We start from the raw sequence: 20,574 nt of genomic DNA on the forward strand, positions 1-20,574 counted from the left end.
TACCGCACGTTCAGTATGTAAGAATGATGGATTTTATATGGCTACCGCGCTTCAACAAGACGACCCCAATAACATGCATTCGGAAGGCGCCGAGAACGTGGTTGTCCGCTTCGCTGGCGACAGCGGCGACGGGATGCAGCTGACCGGTGGGCAATTTACCTTGTCGACCGCGTTGTCGGGTAGCGATCTCGCCACCTTTCCGGACTTTCCGGCCGAGATCCGCGCACCGCAAGGGACGCTGTTCGGGGTTTCTGCTTTTCAGATCAACTTTGGCAGTCGCGCGATCGAAACCGCCGGAGACCGTCCGGACGTGCTGATCGCGATGAACCCGGCCGCACTCAAGACCAATGTCGAGGCTTTGCGTGATGGTGGGCTGATCATCGCCGATGCTGGCGAATTCGGAAAGCGCAATCTCGACAAGGCCAAATATGAGCAAAATCCGCTCGACGACGGTTCGCTGGCAAAATGGCAATTGCTCAAGCTGGATATTTCGGCGCTGACGCTCGAAGCGGTCAAACCCTTTGGTCTTGGCAACAAGGAAGCGTTGCGCTGCAAGAATATGTGGACTCTGGGTCTTGCGCTGTGGATGTTCGAACGCGACCGCGCGCCGATTGTCGACTGGCTGAAGGCCAAATTTGCCAAACTGCCCGATGTTGCGGACGCCAATATCGCGGCGCTGAACGCCGGCCATGCCTATGGGGAAACCGCCGAGTTATCGGGTGACGGCCTCGGTGGCGGTCATCTGAAGTCCCGTAAAGTGGGATCAGCGCCTGCGGCTTCCGGCGAGTATCGCACCGTAACCGGCGCCGAGGCCTTGTCACTGGGGCTGGTTGCCGGCGCACAACTGGCCGATCTGCCGATGTTTTTCGGCGGCTATCCGATCACGCCGGCATCGGCGATTCTGCATCATCTGTCGCGACTCAAGGAATTTGGTGTCACGACGTTCCAGGCGGAAGATGAAATTGCCGCGATCGCCGCCGCTATTGGCGCAAGCTACGCCGGCAAGCTGGGAATAACCTCTTCTTCGGGCCCTGGCATTGCGTTGAAAGGCGAAGCCATGGGTCTGGCGATCATGACCGAGCTGCCGCTGGTGATCGTCAATTCACAGCGCGGCGGGCCATCGACCGGGCTGCCAACCAAGACCGAACAGTCGGATCTCTATCAGGCGGTCTATGGCCGCAATGGTGACGCGCCGATGCCAGTCATCGCTTCGCGCTCACCGACGGACGCCTTTGAATGCGCTATCGAAGCGGTGCGCATTGCGGTGCACTATATGACTCCGGTCATGCTGCTCACGGATGGCTATATCGCCAATGCGGCAGAGCCCTGGAAAATTCCCGATGTCACGTCGCTGGAACCATTTCCTCATAAATTCCTTGAAACCATGCCGGAAGGCGGCCTGCAACCCTATAGCCGGGATGAAAAACTGGCGCGGCCCTGGATCAAGCCCGGAACGCCAGACCTGATGCACCGCATCGGCGGAATCGAAAAAGGTGTCGATACCGGGCATATTGACTATGGCCCGGCCAATCACCAGCAGATGACCGAAATTCGTCGCGACAAGGTGCTTGGCGTAGCGGACAGCATCCCGGATCAGCATGTCTCGCTCGGCAACAGCAGCGGCAAGCTGGCTGTTATCGGCTGGGGTTCGACCTATGGACCGATTCATCAAGCGGTAGGGCTGGCCAGAGCTGCCGGCAAGGATGTCGCCCATATCCATCTGCGTCACATTTGGCCGATGCCGAAAAATCTGGGCGATCTGCTGAAAAGCTATGACACGGTGATTGTGCCTGAAATGAATACCGGTCAGTTGAAGACGGTCTTGCGGGACCAATATCTGGTCGATGCCAAGCCGATAAACAAAGTGTCCGGCCAGCCCTTTACCATTGCCGAGATTGAAGCGGCGATTGAGGAGAATTTGTCATGAACGAGATGACCAAAGTCACGACCCTGAAAGACTGGGAAACCGATCAGGAAGTCCGCTGGTGTCCCGGTTGCGGCGATTACGCGATCCTCAAGGCGGTGCAGCGGACAATGCCGGAACTTGGCATTCGCCCGGAAGATACCGTGTTTATCAGCGGCATTGGCTGTTCGTCGCGTTTTCCCTATTATATGGAAACATACGGATTTCACACGATTCACGGCCGCGCTCCGGCGGTTGCGACCGGCGCCAAGCTCGCCAATCCGGATCTCGATGTCTGGATCATCACCGGCGACGGCGATGCGCTGTCGATTGGCGGCAATCACACTATGCATTTGCTGCGGCGCAATCTGGATTGTCAGATCATGCTGTTCAACAACGAGATATACGGCCTGACCAAAGGGCAATATTCGCCCACCTCACGGGTCGGTACGCAAAGTCCGTCAACGCCTTATGGATCGGTCGATCGTCCGGCGAGTCCTTGTGCATTTGCATTGGGGGCCGGCGCGCGGTTCATTGCGCGTGGTATTGATATCCACAAGGATTTGACCAATGTTCTGAAGGCCGCGCACCGCCACAAGGGCGCTTCCTTTATCGAGATTTTTCAGAACTGTATCGTCTATAACAAAGATGTTTTCGAGGAATTTGCAGCCAAGAAAACCGCGGCGTCGACGCAATTGCTGCTGGCCGACGGCGAACCGATGCTGTTTGAAAAAGGCGAAAAAGGGATCACGCTGGATCGCGAGACATTGTCGCTCAAAGTTGTTGATGTCGTCGATGGCGACTGGGAAGCCGCCGGAGTGATTGTCCATGATGTCACCAATCGGGCGGTGGCCTATATGCTGATCGAAATGCCGTTCGGGGAATTTCCGATGGCAATCGGCGTTCTCTATGACGATCCGCGACCGACCTTTGACGAGACGGTGATTGCCCAGAACGAAGAAGCGTCAAAAGGCAAAAAGAGCGATTTGCAGGCCTTGCTCAACAAGGGGCAGACCTGGACCGTGACCGAAGGCGGGCCGGAGCTGTAGGTCCAGCGATCGGGCATCGGGTTAACAGGGCAACTGGGATATTTCCTGATTGCGTGTGTTTGCGCACCGGGACCGGAATGGGCCGTGGGCCGCCAGATCGCATAATCGTCTGGTTTTTTGGTTGAATCTGCAGGTGTCCTTTCAAACAGGGCGCAAAACGACTAGCGATCGGTTAGAGACGGCTGTGGCCATGTGACTATGTGCTTTGTTTCTTCGTGCGAGTAAGTTGAATGGATAATCTGACCCATAGTCTGGCCGGTGCCGTTATCGGCCAGCTGGGATTGAAAAAGAAAACCGGGCTGGGCATGGCCACGCTGATCATTGCCGCCAATATTCCCGACATCGATGCGATTGCCACTCTGACTGGTGGTGTGCAGCATCTCGCCTTGCGCCGTGGGTTGACTCACGGACCAATTGCGATGGTGATCCTGCCGTTGATCCTCACTGCGATCATGCTGTGGTTTGATCAGTGGCAAACGCGGCGCGGCAAGCGACCCGCAGATCGCCTGCCAGTGCACAAAGGCTGGTTATTGGCGCTCGCCTATATCGGCACGCTCAGCCATCCGGCGCTGGATTGGCTCAACAGCTATGGTGTGCGGTTGCTCGAACCCTTTTCCTCGCAATGGTATTATGGTGATAGCATATTCATCATCGATATCTGGATCTGGGCCGCCCTGATTGCGGGCGTTTGGATTTCACGGCGCCGGGAGAAAAGCGGCCGCAATGACTGGCAGCGCCCGGCGTGGATCAGCTTTACCGCCATTTGCGCCTATATTTTTGCCAATGGCCTGATCACTGGCAAGGCGGAGGCCGACACCGCGTTGGCGGTCGAACAACGGAGCGGAGAAAAGCCCGAACTGGTGGTCGCCAACCCGGTGCCGGTGACGTTCTGGCGCCGCGAAATGCTGTGGCAAATGCAAGGGCCCACCGGCAAGCAATATGGCGAAAACCTGTTTGACCTGTTCGATCCGGAACCTTTTTACTGGAAAGGGGAATTGATCGAGAATGATATCCCGCCAGCTGTGGTCGAGACTGCAAAGCGAACCAATGCGGACGCGCGCTCGTTTCTGTTCTGGTCGCGGATGCCGGTGTTGCAAAGCGATGGGCCGACAGACGCGGGGCAGGCGATGAAAATTTCTGACATGCGTTTCCGTGATCCGCTGGTCCAGGATCGTTTCGGGGTTCGTCTTGTTGTGCCGGGAGCGGCAGCGACTGATGACGGCAAACAGGGGCTTGGCAGCAAATGAAGAAACCGACCATTATTTGGTTTCGCAGGGACCTGCGCTTGTCAGATCAGGCCGCCGTCATGGCTGCTGCTGCCGAAGGTCCGGTAATCCCGGTCTATATTCTCGATGACGAAACCCCCAAGCATCGCAAAATGGGCGGGGCCTCTCGCTGGTGGCTGCACCATAGCCTGGCTGCGCTGGACCAGCATCTGCGTGACAAGGGATCGCGACTGATCCTGCGCCGTGGCAATGCGGCGACAATCCTCGCCGATATCGCGCACAAGGCCGGGGCGAGCGCGGTGCACGCGCTGCACCATTATGAACCGTGGTGGCGCAACGCCGAAAAAGATCTGCGCGCGGCGCTGGGAGAATCTGTTGCATTGCACTTGCACGACGGCAACTATCTACTGCCGCCGGGGACGGTGACCACTGGCAGCGGCAATCCGTATAAAATCTATACACCGTTCTGGAAAGCGCTGCGCGAACGCATGCCGCCAGCCGAAGCGAATCCGGTCCCGCAAACAATCGATTCCCCGGATGACTGGCCGCCCAGCGACACGCTCGACGACTGGCAGTTACAGCCAACCCGGCCCAATTGGGCCAGCAGCTTCGCGGAGGCCTGGGCGCCGGGTGAAGATGGCGCACGGGCCAATGTCGATGATTTCATCGACAAGGCCACCGACTATGACGAGGGCCGCAATCTGCCGTCCGAACAACTGGTTTCGCGGCTGTCTCCGCATTTGCATTTTGGCGAGGTCAGTCCGGCCTATGTCTGGCATCGGGTGGATAGTCCGGGTCGGCAGGTGGAAACCTATCTCAAGGAACTGGTGTGGCGGGACTATGCGCAGAATGTCATTCAGCAGTTTCCGCAATATGGCAGCCAGAGCTATCGCGAGAAAATGCGGGCCTTGCCGTGGCGGGATATGAATGATCCTGACGTTCAATCGGATTTCAGAGCATGGTGCACGGGCAAGACCGGCTATCCGATTGTTGATGCCGGCATGCGCGAACTCTGGGCCACGGGCTGGATGCACAACCGGGTTCGGATGATTGCCGCGAGCTTCCTGATCAAGCATCTGCTGATCGACTGGCGGGAAGGGGAGCAGTGGTTCTGGGACACGCTGCTGGATGCGGATTATGGATCGAACAGCACCAACTGGCAGTGGGTTTCGGGTACGGGCGTCGACAGCAACATGTTCGTCCGGATCATGGCTCCGTTGAGCCAGTCGGAAAAATTCAACGCCGGGGACTATATCCGCCAATGGGTGCCCGAACTGGCCGATGTCAGTGACCCTTATGTTCATGACCCCGAAGCGCATGGTGCGCGCACGAACGGCTATCCGCGCAAGATTATCGCCCACAAGGCCGGCCGGGAACGGGCGCTGGCGGCTTATGCGGAAGTGAAATGATGGCAGGCTTGTAAAGTCTGGAAATTCGGCATATCGATCAGCATTGTTGCAAGAAGGATCGCAGGTCGATGAATAAATAGGACGCCATTTGGCTTTTCAAACCACAGGAAATCCCACCCTTGGGAGGTTGATTTGAACCCTATTATTCAGGATTTTTTATGCAGAAACTATCAGGAAAATTTTGTGTCATAACCGGTGCCGCGCGCGGTATCGGCAAAGCCATTGCCGCCGCCTATCGCGACGCGGGCGCTACTGTGCTGCTGACCGACAAGGATGCCGAAACATTGCAAGCGACCGGCGCAGAGCTGGACAGTCCGGTTTTCGCGCTGGATGTTGAGCAGGAAAGCGATTGGCTGGCTCTGGCCGATGCTCATCCCGCCATTGACGTGATGGTCAACAATGCCGGTATCACCGGCTTTGAAACCGGCACCGCGCCGCAGGACCCGGAACATGCCGCGCTGGAGGACTGGCGTGCCGTGCATCGGGTGAATCTTGATGGGACGTTTCTCGGGTGTCGCTATGCGATTGGGGCGATGAAAGCGAAAGGCGAGGGCGCGATTATCAATATCTCGTCGCGATCCGGCATGGTGGGTATCCCCGGCGCCGCGGCTTACGCTTCGTCCAAGGCGGCGATCCGCAACCACAGCAAGACCGTGGCGCTCTATTGCGCCCAGCAAGGCTGGAATATTCGCTGCAATTCCCTCCACCCGGCCGCGATCATGACTCCGATGTGGGAACCGATGCTGGGAGAAGGCGAGCAGCGAGAATCTGCGATGGCGGCGATGGTCAAGGATACACCGCTCAAGCGTTTTGGAACGGTGGAAGAGGTTGCATCACTGGCTCTCCTCCTTGCGTCCGATGAGGCCCGCTATATCACCGGCACCGAAATGACCATTGATGGCGGCATATTGGCCGGTTCAGCCGCCGCACCGGGATCCTGAGCAATGATAGGCATAGCTTCACCCTTTATGGATAGTTCCGCATTGCCAAGCAGTTACCGCTGGTCCATATTTGCGCCATGAACGCTGAAGCTCCCAAACGCGGCAAACATCTGCTCGACCCGCGCAAGCGCTTCGGGACGGGCGGCGGCTTGCTTGCGCGGCTGATGGCGCCGGGATTCCATCGTATCCTGGATCGCATCGACGCGGGCCTGGATCATGGGACATTTGAAGGGCAGTTGCCCGATGGCACCACCCGTATCGTCGGTGGTCGCGGTGAAGGTCCGATGGCGCATATCACGATCCACAGCTGGAACGCCCTGTTGCGTCTGGTCAACAGCGGGTCGGTTGGCTGGTATCGGGCCTGGGAACTGGGCGAATGGGAAAGCCCGGATCTCGTACCCGTCTTTGACCTGTTTACCCGCAACCGGGCGGGCCTCAAAGATACCGGGCGCGCGGGTGGAATCTTTCGGCTGATCGCAAAGCTGCGACATGCGCGCCGGCACAATGACAAACAGCAGGCGCGCGAGAATATTCAGTATCACTATGATCTCGGCAATGACTTCTATCGGCTCTGGCTGGACCAGACGATGAGTTATTCCAGCGCGCTCTTCGAAGACGCAGCGGGCAAGGCCAAAACCCTGGAAGAAGCGCAGGCCAAAAAGGTTCATGCCATTGCCGCGCGACTCGATTTACAGGCCGGACAGACGATGCTCGAGATCGGGTGCGGCTGGGGCTATTTGTCTGGCACGATGGCCCGGGACTACGGGCTCGACGTGACCGGCATATCGCTGTCGGACGAGCAGACCGCCTGGGCGCGGGAGCATCATGGCGCTGCCGAATTTCTTATCCAGGATTATCGGGATGTCGACGGGCAATATGACGGGATTGCCAGTGTCGAAATGGTCGAGGCTGTCGGGCAACGCTATTGGCCGGATTTTCTCGATTGTCTGTATCGCAACTTGAAGCCAGGCGGACGGGCGGCCATTCAATATATCAGCATAGCGGATGATATTTTTGACCAATATGCCGCCAGCGCCGATTTCATCCAGACCTATATCTTCCCCGGCGGCATGCTGTTGTCGGAAAGTCGTTTCCGCGCCCTCGCCGAAGAGCGTGGTTTTGAATGGAAGGACCAAACGGCCTTTGGTCAGGACTATGCGCAGACCTTGCGGATGTGGCGAACGCGCTTTGATTCCGTTGTCGAGCAGGGGCAGTTGCCTGCTGGTTTTGACGAGCATTTTGTCCGGCTCTGGCGCTATTATTTTGCCTATTGTGAAGGCGGTTTTACCGGCGGCGGGATTAACGTTGCGCAGGTGACCTTGCAGAAAAACGCATAAGAGAAACAGGATCAGGGGAACGGAACATGGCTTTGGGCAGAAAATTGGCGCTTGCGGCGACCGGCATCGGTTTGTGTCTGGCCTTGCCGGGTTGTGAGCAGGTCAAGGAAGTGGCTGCAGGCGTTGCGGGATTGCCGACCGACAAGAATATTCTGTTCTGGACGGATGAACAGCGCAACAAGGCGTTTCGGATGATGGATACGCTGGTTCCGTCCAACACCATTGCGGCCGGTGCAACACCCCAGGCTCTGGAGCAGGGGCAGGCGCTGCCGACGGAATTTGAAGTTGACGGGGCGACGCTGTCGATTGATCAATATATGGCGGATCAGCGCGCTGCTGGTCTGGTCATCCTGCAGGACGGGAAAATCCGGCTTGAGGAATATCGCATGGATTTTGAACAGGATGACCGCTGGACATCCTTTTCTGTCGCCAAGTCGCTGGTGTCGACCATGGTTGGCGCTGCGATCAAGGACGGTGCGATCAAGTCGCTCGATGATCCGCTGACCGACTATATCCCGGAACTCGCCGGCAGCGGCTATGACGGGGTGACCGTCGAGCAGTTGCTCACGATGACCTCCGGCGTGAGATGGAACGAGGATTATGGCGACCCCAAATCCGATGTCGCGCTGTTCAACAACACCAAGCCGGTTGACGGGATGGATCCGGTCATCGTCTATATGAAGACGCTCGAGAACGAAGCCGAACCGGGGACCCGGTGGCAGTATAACACCGGTGAAACCAATCTGATCGGTGTGCTGGTGGCCAAGGCGACAGGCAAGACAATCTCCCAATATCTGTCGGAGAAAATATGGGCGCCCTATGGCATGGCGCAGGATGGCGAGTGGCTGCTCAACGAAGGCGGCAAGGAAATTGGCGGTTGCTGCATTTCGGCGACGATCCGCGACTATGCACTGTTCGGTCAGTTTGCGATGACCGGTGGCAAGATTGACGGCGAGTCAGTAGTGCCCGACGGCTGGTTTGCGAAAGCCGGTACGAAACAGGCGGATATCGGTGTGCCCGGTCGCGGTTACGGTTATCAATGGTGGACCTTTGATGACGGCAGCTTTGCAGGTCAGGGTATTTTCGGGCAAGGGATTTTCATTGATCCGTCCCGCAATCTGGTGATCGCCAGCAACGGCAACTGGCCAAGCGCAACACCCGATGCCCAGAAGGACCAGCGAATCGCCTTTTTCAATGCGGTAAAATCCTATCTCGACACGGAAACGGCCGAGAAACCGGCGTCCTAGCCAATATCGAACCGCTCGCCGGTTTCGAACGGGCTGTCCAGAATTTTGATCATCTGGTCCGCAACCACTTCTGGTGTCTTGACTGAATTGGGATCTTCGCCCGGATAAGCCTGTGCACGCATCGCGGTGCGGGTGCGTCCGGGATTGATAATCGCTGTCCGCAGCTTGCCGAGATTGCGCATTTCCTCGCCATAGCTCAGCACCAGCGTCTCCAAGGCCGCTTTCGACGCGCCATAAGCGCCCCAAAATGCGCGCGGTGAGCGGCCAACGCTGCTGGTGACCGCGAGAACGCGGGCATTGTCGCTCTTGCGCAGCATCGGGTCAAAACCGGCAATCAGCGCCTGCTGGGCGATCAGGTTGAGCGTCAGCACGCGATTAAATTCCTGGCCGTCGATGGTCGGTACCGGCCCCAGCGAGCCAAGCATTCCGGCGTTCAACACCAGGATATCAAGCGCGTCCCAGCGCCCGGCAATGGCTTGTGCCAACCGTCCGATACTGTCGCCATCAGTCAGATCCAGCGGCGCAATCGTCGCGTTCCCGCCGGCTTCGTGAATAATCTCCTCGACGCTTTCGAGATCGCTGGCGTCGCGCGCGGTCAGGATTACGTGCGCGCCGTTTTTGCCCAGAGCGATAGCGGTTGCGGCGCCAATACCGCGACTGGCTCCCGTCACGAGAGCAAGCTGACCTTCAAAACGCATGATTACCCGACTTTCTCGGAGAGGATAGGGGAGTCCGCTGGCGCTTCATTTTGTCCGACGCGCTCGTTCAGCATGGTCAATTGATCCGGTTGCTCTTCCCCGTCCTGATCGGTCAGGGGCGTCGGATAGGCACCGGTGAAGCAGGCGTCGCAATATTGCGGCTGGATGTCCTGCCGGGTTTCTTCGCCCAGCGCCCGGTAAAGACCCTCAATCGAGATGAAGGCGAGACTGTCTGCCTGGATATATTCCCGCATTTGCTCGACCGACTTGATCGCCGCGAGCAGCTTTTCCCGCTTGGGCGTGTTCACGCCATAGAAGCAGCTGTGCATTGTCGGCGGGCTGGCGATCCGCATATGGACCTCTGCGGCCCCAGCTTCCCGCATCATCTGGACGATTTTCAGACTGGTTGTGCCGCGGACAATGCTGTCATCGATCAATACGATTTTCTTGCCATTAACCAGCGGCTTATTGGCATTGTGCTTCAGTTTTACACCGAGGTGGCGCACGCCATCGCCCGGCTGGATGAAGGTCCGGCCAACATAGTGGGATCGAATAATGCCGAGATCGAACTGGATGCCCGAGCGTTCGGCATAGCCTATCGCCGCTGGGGTGCCGCTGTCGGGAACCGGAATGACATAGTCGGCATCAACCGGATTTTCGATCGCCAGCTGCGCGCCGATTTCCTTGCGGACGCTATAAACCGACGATCCGTCGACAATCGAATCCGGCCGCGAGAAATAGACATGCTCGAAGATGCAGGGCCGCGCCGCGCTGGTTCCGAACGGACGATGGGAGCGCAATTCCCCGCCGGAAACGACAATCAGCTCGCCAGGTTCGACGCTGCGCACATATTCCGCACCGACCAGATCGAGGCCAACCGTTTCCGAAGAAAATACATAGGCTTCGCCAATCCGTCCCATGACCAGGGGCCGGATGCCAAGCGGATCGCGACAAGCGATCATGCCTTCGGCGGTCATGCAGATCAGCGAATAGGCGCCTTCAACCTTGCGCAACGCATCGATAAACTTGTCGAGCAGCGTCCGGTATTTTGACGTCGCGACGAGATGGATGATCGTTTCGGTGTCGCTGGTCGACTGAAAAATCGAACCGCTGCGTACCAATTCATCGCGCAATTTCAGAGCATTGGAAATATTGCCATTATGGGCAATGGCGAAGCCACCGGATGCCAGGTCAGCTTCCAGCGGTTGCACATTGCGCAGCGTACCGCCGCCGGTGGTGGAATAGCGGACATGACCACAGGCATAATCACCAGCGAGCTTTTCGATCACTTCTTCGCTATCAAAATTGCCGGCAACCGGCCCCAGGGCGCGATGGCTGTAAAATTCTTTGCCATCACGTGCGGTGATTCCCGCTGCTTCCTGTCCACGATGTTGTAAAGCGTGCAGGCCGAGGGCAACCATCGCTGCCGCATCTTCTGCTCCTGCAACGCCGAAAACGCCGCATTCCTCGCGTAATTTGTCATCGTCAAACGGGTGAGTTGTCAGCATATCGCACCTTGTTTGTCGCCCAAAAAACCGATGCCGTCCAAGCAATGGCCGAGGGTTGGCAGGGATATAGATTTGATTCTCTGTTTTGTCTCCCCCTTGGTCATAAATTTATCACATTTCTTTTTGGGCTACCTCACCGGCGCAGCGATTCTGAAAATCCATTGCGCGTTTTCCTCCACTGGCTTAGTTCATTCCGATGACCGATCAGAATGACAGCGAGCGCGAAACCGGAACCCAATTCATGCCAAAATATGATGGCAACGGGCTGGTTACGGCGGTGGTGACAGACATCGCAACGGGCGACATATTAATGCTGGCGCATATGAATGAAGAGGCGCTCGCTTTGACCCAGCAAACCGGTGTGGCGCATTTCTATTCGCGCAGCCGCCAGACGCTTTGGAAAAAGGGCGAAACATCAGGCAATCTGCTGCAGGTGGTCGAAATGCGCGTCGACTGTGATCAGGATGCCGTCTGGCTGAAGGCGGAGCCTGCGGGCCCCGCTTGTCATACTGGCGCCAGAAGCTGTTTTTACCGCCGGCTTGTGGCAGGAAAGCTGGAGCGGGTGGAATGAAGAAATCGCTACTCGGCGCAAGCTTGCTGTTGCTGTCAGGCTGCGGCCAGTCTGCCGACAATCCTTCCGATACCACGCGCACAGCCGATGAACCGTCCTCGTCGCTCGAACGGGCCGCGATCGCCGCTGGCGTCATTCCGGACAGTCGCAAGGTTACCTTGTCGGGCGCGTTTGAACGGCGCAGTGATCTCGGAGTGGATCGCTTTTGTGCGGTGGGCAGCGATGAGCGAGACTATCAGATCGGCGTGCTGGGCGTGTTTGGCCCGGACAGCAAATGCGAGGGCATGGGCGTGGCTACGCGCGAGGGCGAGCAGGTGCAAGTCACATTGGATAGCGAAAAACGCTGTGATTTCCTGGCCAGTTTTGATGGCGTCGAACTGAAATTTCCCGGTTTATTGCCGGAAGCCTGTGCCAGCTATTGCACGCCGCGCGCCAGTCTTGCCGGCGTGAGCTTCTTTCTGGTTGGCGAGGGCGATGCGGTGGCGCGATCGACCCGGGGTCGGGAAATAGACAATCTCTGTCCCAGTCGGTAATATTGACGTTTACGTTAGCGTAAGTTATAACAGCTTCATGTCACAATCGCTGAATCACGCTGAAATTGATAAACCCGATCTGCAAAATCGGGAAACCTTCACGATCTCCGATTTGTCGGAGGAATTTGGTGTCACGGCGCGCGCGCTGCGTTTCTACGAGGATGAGGGGCTTATCGCTCCCCATCGCAAAGGACTGTCGCGCATCTACACCAAGCGGGATCGGGCGCGGCTCGCGTGGATCATGCGGGCCAAAAATGTCGGCTTCAGCCTTTCCGAGATCCGGGAGATGATCGATCTTTATGATCTGGGAGATGGCCGTGTGACGCAGATGGAAGTGACGCTGGAAAAATGCCAGGAGAAAGTCGATCTTCTCAAAAACCAGCGCGATGACATTGACAGTTCCATCACGGAGCTCACCGAATTTATCAAGATTGTGCAAAACGCCGTTACCGAAATCAAAGCACAACAGAAATAGAGGATAGCCGGCCAGCTCAAGGTCCGTTTCAAACTATACAGAAAGCAGAATATCATGCCCAGTTATACCGCCCCCGTCGGTGAAGTGCGCTTCATCCTCAACGAAGTCCTTCACCTCGACAAATATTCCAACGTTTCCGGCTTTGAAAATGCAACGCCCGATATGGTCGATGCGATCCTGACCGAAGCCGGCAAGTTTTCTAGCGAAGTGTTGCATCCGCTGAACCAGAGCGGCGATGAAGAAGGCTGCACGCGCCATGATGACGGCTCCGTCACAGCGCCCAAAGGCTTTAAGGAAGCCTATAGCCAGCTCATCGAAGCGGGCTGGACAACCTTGTCCGCGCCCGAAGAAGTGGGTGGCCAGGGGTTGCCCCGGGTTGTTGGCAATGCGGTCATGGAATTCATGATCTCTGCCAATCAGGCTCTCGAGATGTATACCGGACTCACCCAGGGCGCGATCGCGTCGATTCTGGTCGAAGGCAGCGAAGAGCAGAAGCAGAAATATGTGCCGAACATGGTCTCGGGCCAATGGACCGGCACGATGAACCTGACCGAAGCGCATTGCGGCACCGATCTTGGATTGATCCGCACCAAGGCCGAACCGCAGCCCGGCGGCAGCTATGCGATTACCGGTCAGAAGATTTTCATTTCGGCTGGCGAGCATGATCTGGCGGAGAATATCATTCATCTGGTGCTCGCCAAGACACCCGACGCGCCGGATAGCTCCAAGGGCATTTCGCTGTTCATTGTCCCGAAATATCTGGTCAACGACGACGGTTCGCTCGGTGAGCGCAACAGTGTGAGCTGTGGTTCGATTGAAGAGAAGATGGGCATTCACGGCAACGCCACCTGTGTGATGAACTATGATGGCGCGACCGGCTATATGGTTGGCGAAGAGAATAAGGGCTTGCGGGCAATGTTCATCATGATGAACGCGGCGCGTCTCGGCGTTGGCCTGCAAGGGCTCGCGCAAGCCGAAATCGCCTATCAGAATGCGGTGATCTATGCCGGTGATCGCCGGCAGGGACGGGCGCTGACCGGCGCGGCCGACCCGCAAGAAAAAGCCGATACGCTGTTCGTCCACCCGGATGTGCGCCGGATGCTGATGGACGGCAAGGCGTTTACCGAATCGATGCGGGCGCTGGTCCTCTGGGGCGCATTGCAGGTCGATCTGGCCGCCAAGGCGGAAACCGAAGAAGAGCGCCAGACCGCCGATGATCTGATCAGCCTGCTGACGCCGGTGATCAAGGGCTATGGTACGGCCAAGGGCTATGACATTTGTACGGAATCGCAGCAGGTCTATGGTGGCCATGGCTATATTACGGAATGGGGCATGGAGCAGTTTGTGCGCGATGCCCGGATTGCGATGATCTATGAAGGCACGAACGGCATCCAGGCGATGGATCTGGTCGGTCGTAAACTGGGTCAGAATGGTGGTCGTGCGGTGCAGGCGCTGTTTGCGGTGATCACCAAGGAAGTCGAGGAAGCCAAGGGCTATGCTAAGATCAAGCCGCTGGCCGAAGCGCTTGAAAAAGCCAATGGCGAACTCCAGAAAGCGACCATGTGGTTCATGCAAAATGCGATGACCAACCCGAATAATGCCGGCGCTGGTGCGTATCATTACATGCATATCATGGGCATTGTTGCGCTTGGTTTGATGTGGTTGCGGATGGCCAAAGCCGCCTCGGCAGCATTGGAATCCGGATCGGACAATGCCAAATATTATGAAGCGAAACTGGTTACGGCGCAATATTTTGCCGAGCGCTTCTTCCCCGATGCCGGGTCTCTGCGGCGCAAGATCGAAGGCGGAAGCGACGCGATGATGGCGCTCGAGCCGGACATGTTTGCCGTCGCCTGATAGGTTGCTGGCCGCCGGTTTCCTCTTGAACCTGGCGGAAACTGGCAAGGGAAAATCCCGAAAGTCGCGAATTTCTCTCGCTTAGCCGCTGCTGCCTTGCCCGGGCGACAGCGGCGGCGCATGCCGGTGAAGACAGGGGAATGATCTGCACTAGGAGTAGATGCAATGCATTCCAGAAACAGACCACAGCGCCTGAAAAGAATGACGCCCTATCTCGTGACGGTTGGCGTCGGTTTTTCCATGGCGACCGGTGCCGTCAGCGCATCGGCACAGGATACTCAGGAAGAGCCGATGGAATCCGAGATTCCGGCCCCCACTATCGATACGGATGGTGACGGTGCGCCCGATGCCTGGGACCGTAGCGGCGACGGCAAACCCGACGCCTGGGATACGGATGGTGACGGCAAGCCCGATTTGCTCGACGACAATGCCGATGGCGAGCCTGACTAGATGAGCCTCGAGAAAGTGCGGTGTCAGCCCAGCTGGTACCGCACTTCTCTAGAACATTTCCTCAAACATGCTGAGCATGGCGGCCTTGCTCTGGCGGTCCGCTGAGGCGTTGTAGGCCACCGCATCAAAAGTCTTTTTGTCGCTGCCCGGATCGGTAAAACCGTGCACCACACCGGCATAGATATGCATGTGGCAATCGGCGCCGGCAATGTCCATTTCCTCAAGAAAGGCGCGGACCTGTTTCGGCGGGACCATCGGGTCTGCGCGGCCATGACAGACCAGCAATCTGGCCTTTATCGAACCGCGTTTGGCGGGTAGCGGCGTTGCCAGTAACCCGTGGAAACTGACCACAAGTGCGATATCTTCGCCGCCGCGGGCCATTTCCAGAACAATCTCGCCGCCCATGCAATAGCCGATGGCCGCAATCCGTTCATTGGCCAGCTTGGTGCGCTGCCGGAGCTCGTCGAGCGCACAGCGAAACCGGTCGCGATAATTTTGCGCATCCGAGCGCAACGCTTCCGCGAGATTGCGCGCCGTCTGCATGTCCTCGATTTCGCCGCGGCCGTAAAGATCACAGACCATCGCGGCATAGCCTTGGGCGGCAAGCCACCGGGCGCGATCGAACATGATCTTGTTCGGTCCGGCAATGGTCGGCACGATGAGGATCGCGGCGCGCGGAAAACGGCTCGGTTGGGCCAGATAGCCCGCGAGTTCCAGGTCACCATGTCGATAGGTGAAGGTATTGACTTCGATCGAACTCATTCTTCGGGCAAGAATTCCGGCACCGACAAATAGCGCTCGCCGGTATCATAGTTGAACCCGAGCACCTTCGCGCCTTCACCGAGATCGGGCAATTTCTGCTTGATGGCGGCCAGGGTCGCACCGGAACTGATGCCGACCAGCATGCCTTCGGCTTTGGCCGCCTGGAGCGCCATGGCCTTGGCATCGGCGGGATCCACCTGGATCGCGCCGTCAATGCTCTGAGTGTGCAGATTGCCGGGAATAAAGCCGGCACCAATGCCCTGAATCGGGTGAGGGCCGGGTTGCCCGCCGCTGATCACCGGAGAACCCACAGGCTCCACAGCGAAGACCTGCAAGCCGCTCCAATGCTCCTTGAGCACTTCGGCAACGCCGGTGATATGACCACCTGTGCCGACACCGGTGATGATCGCATCGAGCGGATCATCCTTGAAATCAGCCAGTATTTCCTGCGCGGTGGTGCGCTTGTGCACTTCAAAATTGGCCGGATTCTCGAACTGTTGCGGCATCCAGCTATTGGGGGTGGAATCGACCAGCTCCTGCGCGCGCTCAATCGCACCTTTCATGCCTTTTTCCTTGGGCGTGAGGTCAAAGCTCGCGCCATAGGCCAGCATCAAACGCCGCCGCTCGAGTGACATCGATTCCGGCATGACCAGGACCAGCTTATAGCCCTTGACCGCGGCGACCATGGCAAGGCCGACACCGGTATTGCCCGAGGTGGGTTCGATAATCGTCCCGCCAGCCGCCAGCGCGCCGGACTTTTCAGCGTCCTCGATCATCGCCAGCGCAATCCGGTCTTTGATCGAACCGCCAGGATTGGACCGCTCGGACTTGATCCAGACCTTGGCATCCCCGAACAGGCGCTGCATACGAATATGGGCGGTGTTCCCGATGGTTTCGAGAATCGTATTGGCGATCATAATCCTTTTCTCCTCAACTGTTCGGACCGTTCTGGGTCCCATGGTCTTTTGTGTCTTCGAGATCCGCAGGCGGATCAAATGTCTTGGCAGCGCCCAGTTCCGGGAACAGGCGGGACCAGATTCCGGTGACCACTATAGCACCGGCTCCGCCCGCGACAATGGCGGCGATAGGGCCGAATAGCACAGCCAGTCCACCTGACAAGGCATCTCCCAATTCGTTGGAGGCGCTAATCGTCATCTGGCTCACGGCATTGACCCGGCCACGCTTGTCATCCGGCGTGTGCAGCTGGATCAGCGAGCTGCGCACATAGACACCAAACATATCCGCCGCGCCGCACAGGGCCAGGCAAGCCATGGACAGCGTTAGCGACGTGCTGAGTCCAAATCCGATGGTCCCGACTCCGAATGTCGCCATGGCCAGCAACATCATGTTGCCGACATTGCGGGACAAAGGCGCAAAGGAGAATATGCTCGCAACGATAACCGCGCCGACAGCAGGCGAGGCTGCCAGTAACGACAGGCCAATTTCCCCGGCGTCGAGAATGTCCTTCGCGAAAACGGGGATCATGGCGGTTGCGCCAGCGAGGAACATGACCAGCAAATCCAGCGTGATTGCGCCAAGCACCAGCTTGTTGGACCAGACATAGCCCATCCCGTCCATCACCTGGCGCAGCGGGCCTTTGCTGCGGTCAATGGCGCTGCGGGCAACCGGGCCGATCATGAAAATTGCCAGAGTCGCGAGGCCATAGAGCGCCGCGCAGACGAAATAGGGCAAGGCGGGTGCAACCTTGTAGAGCGGGCCTGCCATGCCGGGCCCCGCAATAACGCCGACTTGCCAGGCGATGGTCGACAGCGCAATCGCCCGTGGCAGCGATGCCTTGGGCACCAGATTCGGCGCCAGGGCGGTCACCGCAGGACCAAGAAAGGCCCGGCAGATGCCTAGCAGAACCGAGATGATGTAGATGGCCCACAGCGAAATCTGTTCGCTGACCGTCAGCAGACCGAGGACCAGCGCGATCGCGGCCTGGGCCGCCAGAACCGCGCGAGCGATCCAGCGCCGGTCCAGATTGTCAGCAACCCAGCCGACCAGCGGCGTAAGGATGAACAGCGGAACAAATTGCAGCAGGCCCAACAGACCCAGAATGCCCGCAGAAGCGGCAATACCCATATCCTCCCGGGCGAGATTATAGGCCTGCCAGCCGAGGATCAGCATCATCGCATAAAGCGCAAACATCGACGACAGACGGGAAAACCACAAATAGCGGTAATTGGGGATCGTAAATGGATGCGGCGCGGTCTCGGTCATGATGCGCGCCTGCTATCGGCTGCGATCGCGCCCGGCCGCCCGTCTTTTTCCAATTCTATCGCTATATGTTCGATGGCTCTGATGTTTCTGAAAATGCAGGAAGAAGTGAGCGTCTATCGCATCTCTAGGGGGAGAGGACAGCAAAAATTTGTTTCAGCGTCCAAGGCGCACCTAGCGATGGTTGTTAACACCGGTCCTTAAGCTTTCCCGAAGCAGGCGTCTCGCTCCGGCACAGCGGCTGTGCAGCGCTGGTTTTCCGGGTGTTTTTGGTAAATAAAGACTTAACGGACATGGAGTGAGCAATGGCAAAACAATGGGCCTTTCGGGTCAGTGCAGCGATACTGGTAATGACCGGGCTGGCAATTCTCGCCTTGCTGACCGCTGGATTAGCGCGGAGCTTAACCCCTGCAGCATCGCCGCCGGCCACGCAGCCAAAGGCGGGTAAAGCGGTGGCCAAATCCGAGCCGAAATCGCCTGTGCCAGCCGTAGCCGAGCCAAAGACGGGTGCAGAGGAGACCACAGCGGCAAGCCCTGCAGAGCCACTGACCGCCAAGCCGTTACTGCCAACCCAGACAGCACAATCATCCGCCTTCGTGGTCAAAAGGATTCTGCAAATTGACGAACCGTTCGTCCATGGCTTCTACATTTGGGATGATGAAGGCGTTCCCGATGGCGAGATCATCATCACCGTTGATCTCAAGGCGGAATCGCTTTCGGTGTTTCGCGGCGGCTATGAAATCGGCGCAGCGGTGATCAAATTTGGCGACGCGCTCAAGCCAACGCCGACCGGCGTGTTCCCTATCACTCAGAAAAATGCGGATCACATCTCGAATATCTATGATGTGCCGATGCCCTATATGATGCGGCTCACCAATGACGGCATCGCAATCCACGGCGCGGACGTCAAATGGGGCTATGGAACGCGCGGCTGCATTGGGGTGCCGACACCCTTCGCCAAATTGCTGTTCGAGCAGGTCAAGCTTGGCGACCGGGTAATTGTCACCGACGGCAAGATGCTCGATCTCGGCGATGCTATTGCTTCCTGATGACCGATCGAACAGCGTCTGATTTTGGATTGGATTGCAAATAAGTATATAGTTTGTTAACGGAAAAATATTGGATTAACTTTTTTATTTTAGGGGCATATTCACAATGAAATTCACCAAAAATCTGGCCAAGGCGGCCGCTGTTTCGGCCATCAGCCTGGCCTTCGCTTCTGCTAGCGCTGCGCAGGCCGCTAGCTTTGTTTTTGACGTCAACTATGACGGCAGCACCGCGACGCTGGCTGCCGGCAGCGATGATCCCCTGGCAACCACGTTGGTGGCTGGAGATACGTTCACCTACTCGCTGAACGCAACCGGCGGACAGGGTTGGACTACAATTGCGACGACCAACCTGTTCCCGTTTTTTGCGCTGGCCGTAACGGGCGGTGGCGAGCGTCTGGTGGATTATGATTTGAACCTGAATCGTTTGGGAACGTCAATCTTCAACGACACGGGTACCAGCGTGTCCAACCGGAACGTTCATTTGGGCACCAATGGCGTCGATATCGTCAGCGGCCTGATCTATGATCAATATGTTCTCGACGTAACCATATTGGCCGGTAGCATCGACTCCGAACCAACGACTTTATTGCCTTGGCCAGACCGCGCACCGGAAGTTAATTTTTCTGACGCCATAACCTTCGGCGCCTTGAGCGCTCCCGTTCCCGAACCGGCGACATGGGCGTTCATGATCTTCGGATTTGGTGCCATTGGCGGCGCCCTGAGATCTAATGGGCGTCGGGCCCGCAAGGCGAATGTCAAAGTCAGCTACGCCTAAGCGTCAATCAAACGACTATCCGAAAACCCCGCTGGCGCAATCCGGCGGGGTTTTTGTTTTATTGGCATCGGTCTTGTCACTCCAAGATCCCATCGATATCTTCGTCCGCGGATTTGAAAGGGATTGCCATGAACACAGCGTTTTCCGACATTTTTTCGGCTCTCCGCCCACTTTACGCCCAATATGCGGCGCTTTGTGTGGTCACGCAGGATAGCGATAGGCGCTACTATCTTGGCTCTCACGAAGTGCGCGAAAAAGACGGCTATCGCACCGGTTTTGGCGGGGTTGAGGTGAAGAAAAACTATGTCTCGGCCCATCTCATGCCGGTCTATATCCACCCCGATATGCTAGACGGAATCAGCGCCGATCTGAAAAAGCGGATGCAGGGAAAGTCCTGTTTCAATTTCAAGAAAACCGATCCAGCCCTTTTTGAAGAACTAGGTAATCTGATCGCGGCCGGTATCGCGCGCTACCAGGCCGATGGGCGTTTGTGATCGGTTACGACTGCTGATCCCTATTCCGGACAGGCGCCGACAGCTATCATCAATGACACTATACAGGGCC

The 20,574-nt window shown here is 57.5% G+C and carries 20 protein-coding genes; 15 read left to right on the forward strand and 5 right to left on the reverse strand.

Annotated elements, in window-relative coordinates; all coding sequences use genetic code 11:
- Nucleotides 1-37: 37 nt before the first annotated feature.
- The 7 genes from ACZ1GS_RS07090 to ACZ1GS_RS07120 all read left to right on the forward strand — a co-directional run bounded on the left by ACZ1GS_RS07090 (nucleotide 38) and on the right by ACZ1GS_RS07120 (nucleotide 9,112).
- Nucleotides 38-1,927 (forward strand): 2-oxoacid:acceptor oxidoreductase subunit alpha, encoded by a 1,890-nt coding sequence (locus ACZ1GS_RS07090; protein WP_472697774.1) that lies wholly within the window; start codon nucleotides 38-40, stop codon nucleotides 1,925-1,927.
- On the forward strand, nucleotides 1,924-2,952 hold the full coding sequence (locus ACZ1GS_RS07095; RefSeq protein ID WP_472697775.1) for a 2-oxoacid:ferredoxin oxidoreductase subunit beta: 1,029 nt from the start codon (nucleotides 1,924-1,926) through the stop codon (nucleotides 2,950-2,952). The genes ACZ1GS_RS07090 and ACZ1GS_RS07095 overlap by 4 nt, the downstream gene beginning before the upstream one ends.
- Nucleotides 2,953-3,182: 230 nt before the next feature.
- Entirely contained in the window at nucleotides 3,183-4,199 is a 1,017-nt protein-coding gene (locus tag ACZ1GS_RS07100; RefSeq protein WP_472697776.1) for a metal-dependent hydrolase, read from the forward strand.
- Nucleotides 4,196-5,587, forward strand: a complete 1,392-nt coding sequence (locus ACZ1GS_RS07105) for a cryptochrome/photolyase family protein (protein WP_472697777.1) — start codon at nucleotides 4,196-4,198, stop codon at nucleotides 5,585-5,587. The genes ACZ1GS_RS07100 and ACZ1GS_RS07105 overlap by 4 nt, the downstream gene beginning before the upstream one ends.
- A 158-nt stretch (nucleotides 5,588-5,745) precedes the next feature.
- Nucleotides 5,746-6,528: an SDR family NAD(P)-dependent oxidoreductase gene (locus ACZ1GS_RS07110; protein WP_472697778.1), complete on the forward strand. Its 783-nt coding sequence runs from the start codon at nucleotides 5,746-5,748 to the stop codon at nucleotides 6,526-6,528.
- A 77-nt stretch (nucleotides 6,529-6,605) separates the two neighbouring features.
- Nucleotides 6,606-7,865 carry a class I SAM-dependent methyltransferase gene (locus tag ACZ1GS_RS07115; RefSeq protein WP_472697779.1) on the forward strand — a complete coding sequence of 420 codons (1,260 nt, stop codon included), beginning with the start codon at nucleotides 6,606-6,608 and terminating at the stop codon, nucleotides 7,863-7,865.
- 26 nt (nucleotides 7,866-7,891) lie between these two features.
- On the forward strand, nucleotides 7,892-9,112 hold the full coding sequence (locus ACZ1GS_RS07120) for a serine hydrolase domain-containing protein (protein ID WP_472697780.1): 1,221 nt from the start codon (nucleotides 7,892-7,894) through the stop codon (nucleotides 9,110-9,112).
- Here the strand turns inward: ACZ1GS_RS07120 and ACZ1GS_RS07125 are convergent.
- Together ACZ1GS_RS07125 and purF are read right to left on the reverse strand one after the other, a co-directional pair.
- The gene (locus ACZ1GS_RS07125; protein WP_472697781.1) at nucleotides 9,109-9,810 is read right to left on the reverse strand and encodes an SDR family NAD(P)-dependent oxidoreductase; all 702 of its coding nucleotides are present in this window, start codon (nucleotides 9,808-9,810) and stop codon (nucleotides 9,109-9,111) included. The genes ACZ1GS_RS07120 and ACZ1GS_RS07125 overlap by 4 nt on opposite strands.
- Nucleotides 9,811-9,812: 2 nt before the next feature.
- Nucleotides 9,813-11,318 (reverse strand): amidophosphoribosyltransferase, encoded by a 1,506-nt coding sequence (purF, locus tag ACZ1GS_RS07130; protein ID WP_472697782.1) that lies wholly within the window; start codon nucleotides 11,316-11,318, stop codon nucleotides 9,813-9,815.
- Between the two features lie 196 nt (nucleotides 11,319-11,514).
- Here purF and hisI point away from each other — a divergent pair, with 196 nt between their 5' ends.
- The 5 genes from hisI (at nucleotide 11,515) to ACZ1GS_RS07155 (ending at nucleotide 15,204) form a co-directional block, all read left to right on the forward strand.
- Nucleotides 11,515-11,889, forward strand: coding sequence for a phosphoribosyl-AMP cyclohydrolase (hisI, locus tag ACZ1GS_RS07135; RefSeq protein WP_472697783.1), 375 nt, complete (start codon nucleotides 11,515-11,517; stop codon nucleotides 11,887-11,889).
- Entirely contained in the window at nucleotides 11,886-12,422 is a 537-nt protein-coding gene (locus ACZ1GS_RS07140) for a hypothetical protein (RefSeq protein ID WP_472697784.1), read from the forward strand. The genes hisI and ACZ1GS_RS07140 overlap by 4 nt, the downstream gene beginning before the upstream one ends.
- 37 nt (nucleotides 12,423-12,459) lie before the next feature.
- Nucleotides 12,460-12,897, forward strand: coding sequence for a MerR family transcriptional regulator (locus ACZ1GS_RS07145; protein WP_472697785.1), 438 nt, complete (start codon nucleotides 12,460-12,462; stop codon nucleotides 12,895-12,897).
- A gap of 54 nt (nucleotides 12,898-12,951) precedes the next feature.
- Nucleotides 12,952-14,754: an acyl-CoA dehydrogenase C-terminal domain-containing protein gene (locus ACZ1GS_RS07150; protein WP_472697786.1), complete on the forward strand. Its 1,803-nt coding sequence runs from the start codon at nucleotides 12,952-12,954 to the stop codon at nucleotides 14,752-14,754.
- 165 nt (nucleotides 14,755-14,919) lie between these two features.
- The gene (locus ACZ1GS_RS07155) at nucleotides 14,920-15,204 is read left to right on the forward strand and encodes a hypothetical protein (protein ID WP_472697787.1); all 285 of its coding nucleotides are present in this window, start codon (nucleotides 14,920-14,922) and stop codon (nucleotides 15,202-15,204) included.
- A gap of 48 nt (nucleotides 15,205-15,252) precedes the next feature.
- On the opposite strand, the gene ACZ1GS_RS07160 is transcribed toward ACZ1GS_RS07155, so the two are convergent.
- The 3 genes from ACZ1GS_RS07160 to ACZ1GS_RS07170 are packed head-to-tail and all read right to left on the reverse strand — an operon-like array spanning nucleotide 15,253 to nucleotide 18,189.
- Entirely contained in the window at nucleotides 15,253-15,966 is a 714-nt protein-coding gene (locus ACZ1GS_RS07160; RefSeq protein ID WP_472697788.1) for a dienelactone hydrolase family protein, read from the reverse strand.
- A complete protein-coding gene (cysK, locus tag ACZ1GS_RS07165; protein ID WP_472697789.1) occupies nucleotides 15,963-16,883 on the reverse strand; it encodes a cysteine synthase A in 921 nt (306 codons plus the stop codon). Before cysK ends, ACZ1GS_RS07160 begins: the two co-directional genes overlap by 4 nt.
- Before the next feature lie 13 nt (nucleotides 16,884-16,896).
- Nucleotides 16,897-18,189 carry an MFS transporter gene (locus ACZ1GS_RS07170; protein WP_472697790.1) on the reverse strand — a complete coding sequence of 431 codons (1,293 nt, stop codon included), beginning with the start codon at nucleotides 18,187-18,189 and terminating at the stop codon, nucleotides 16,897-16,899.
- Between the two features lie 302 nt (nucleotides 18,190-18,491).
- On the opposite strand from ACZ1GS_RS07170, the gene ACZ1GS_RS07175 reads away from it, so the two are divergent.
- From ACZ1GS_RS07175 to ACZ1GS_RS07185, 3 genes are all read left to right on the forward strand, one after another.
- Entirely contained in the window at nucleotides 18,492-19,235 is a 744-nt protein-coding gene (locus ACZ1GS_RS07175; protein WP_472697791.1) for a L,D-transpeptidase family protein, read from the forward strand.
- 106 nt (nucleotides 19,236-19,341) lie between these two features.
- The gene (locus ACZ1GS_RS07180) at nucleotides 19,342-20,010 is read left to right on the forward strand and encodes a PEPxxWA-CTERM sorting domain-containing protein (RefSeq protein WP_472697792.1); all 669 of its coding nucleotides are present in this window, start codon (nucleotides 19,342-19,344) and stop codon (nucleotides 20,008-20,010) included.
- 128 nt (nucleotides 20,011-20,138) lie between these two features.
- Nucleotides 20,139-20,504, forward strand: coding sequence for a hypothetical protein (locus tag ACZ1GS_RS07185; protein WP_472697793.1), 366 nt, complete (start codon nucleotides 20,139-20,141; stop codon nucleotides 20,502-20,504).
- Nucleotides 20,505-20,574: the final 70 nt, after the last annotated feature.

The organism is Parasphingorhabdus sp. W113 (assembly GCF_055693205.1).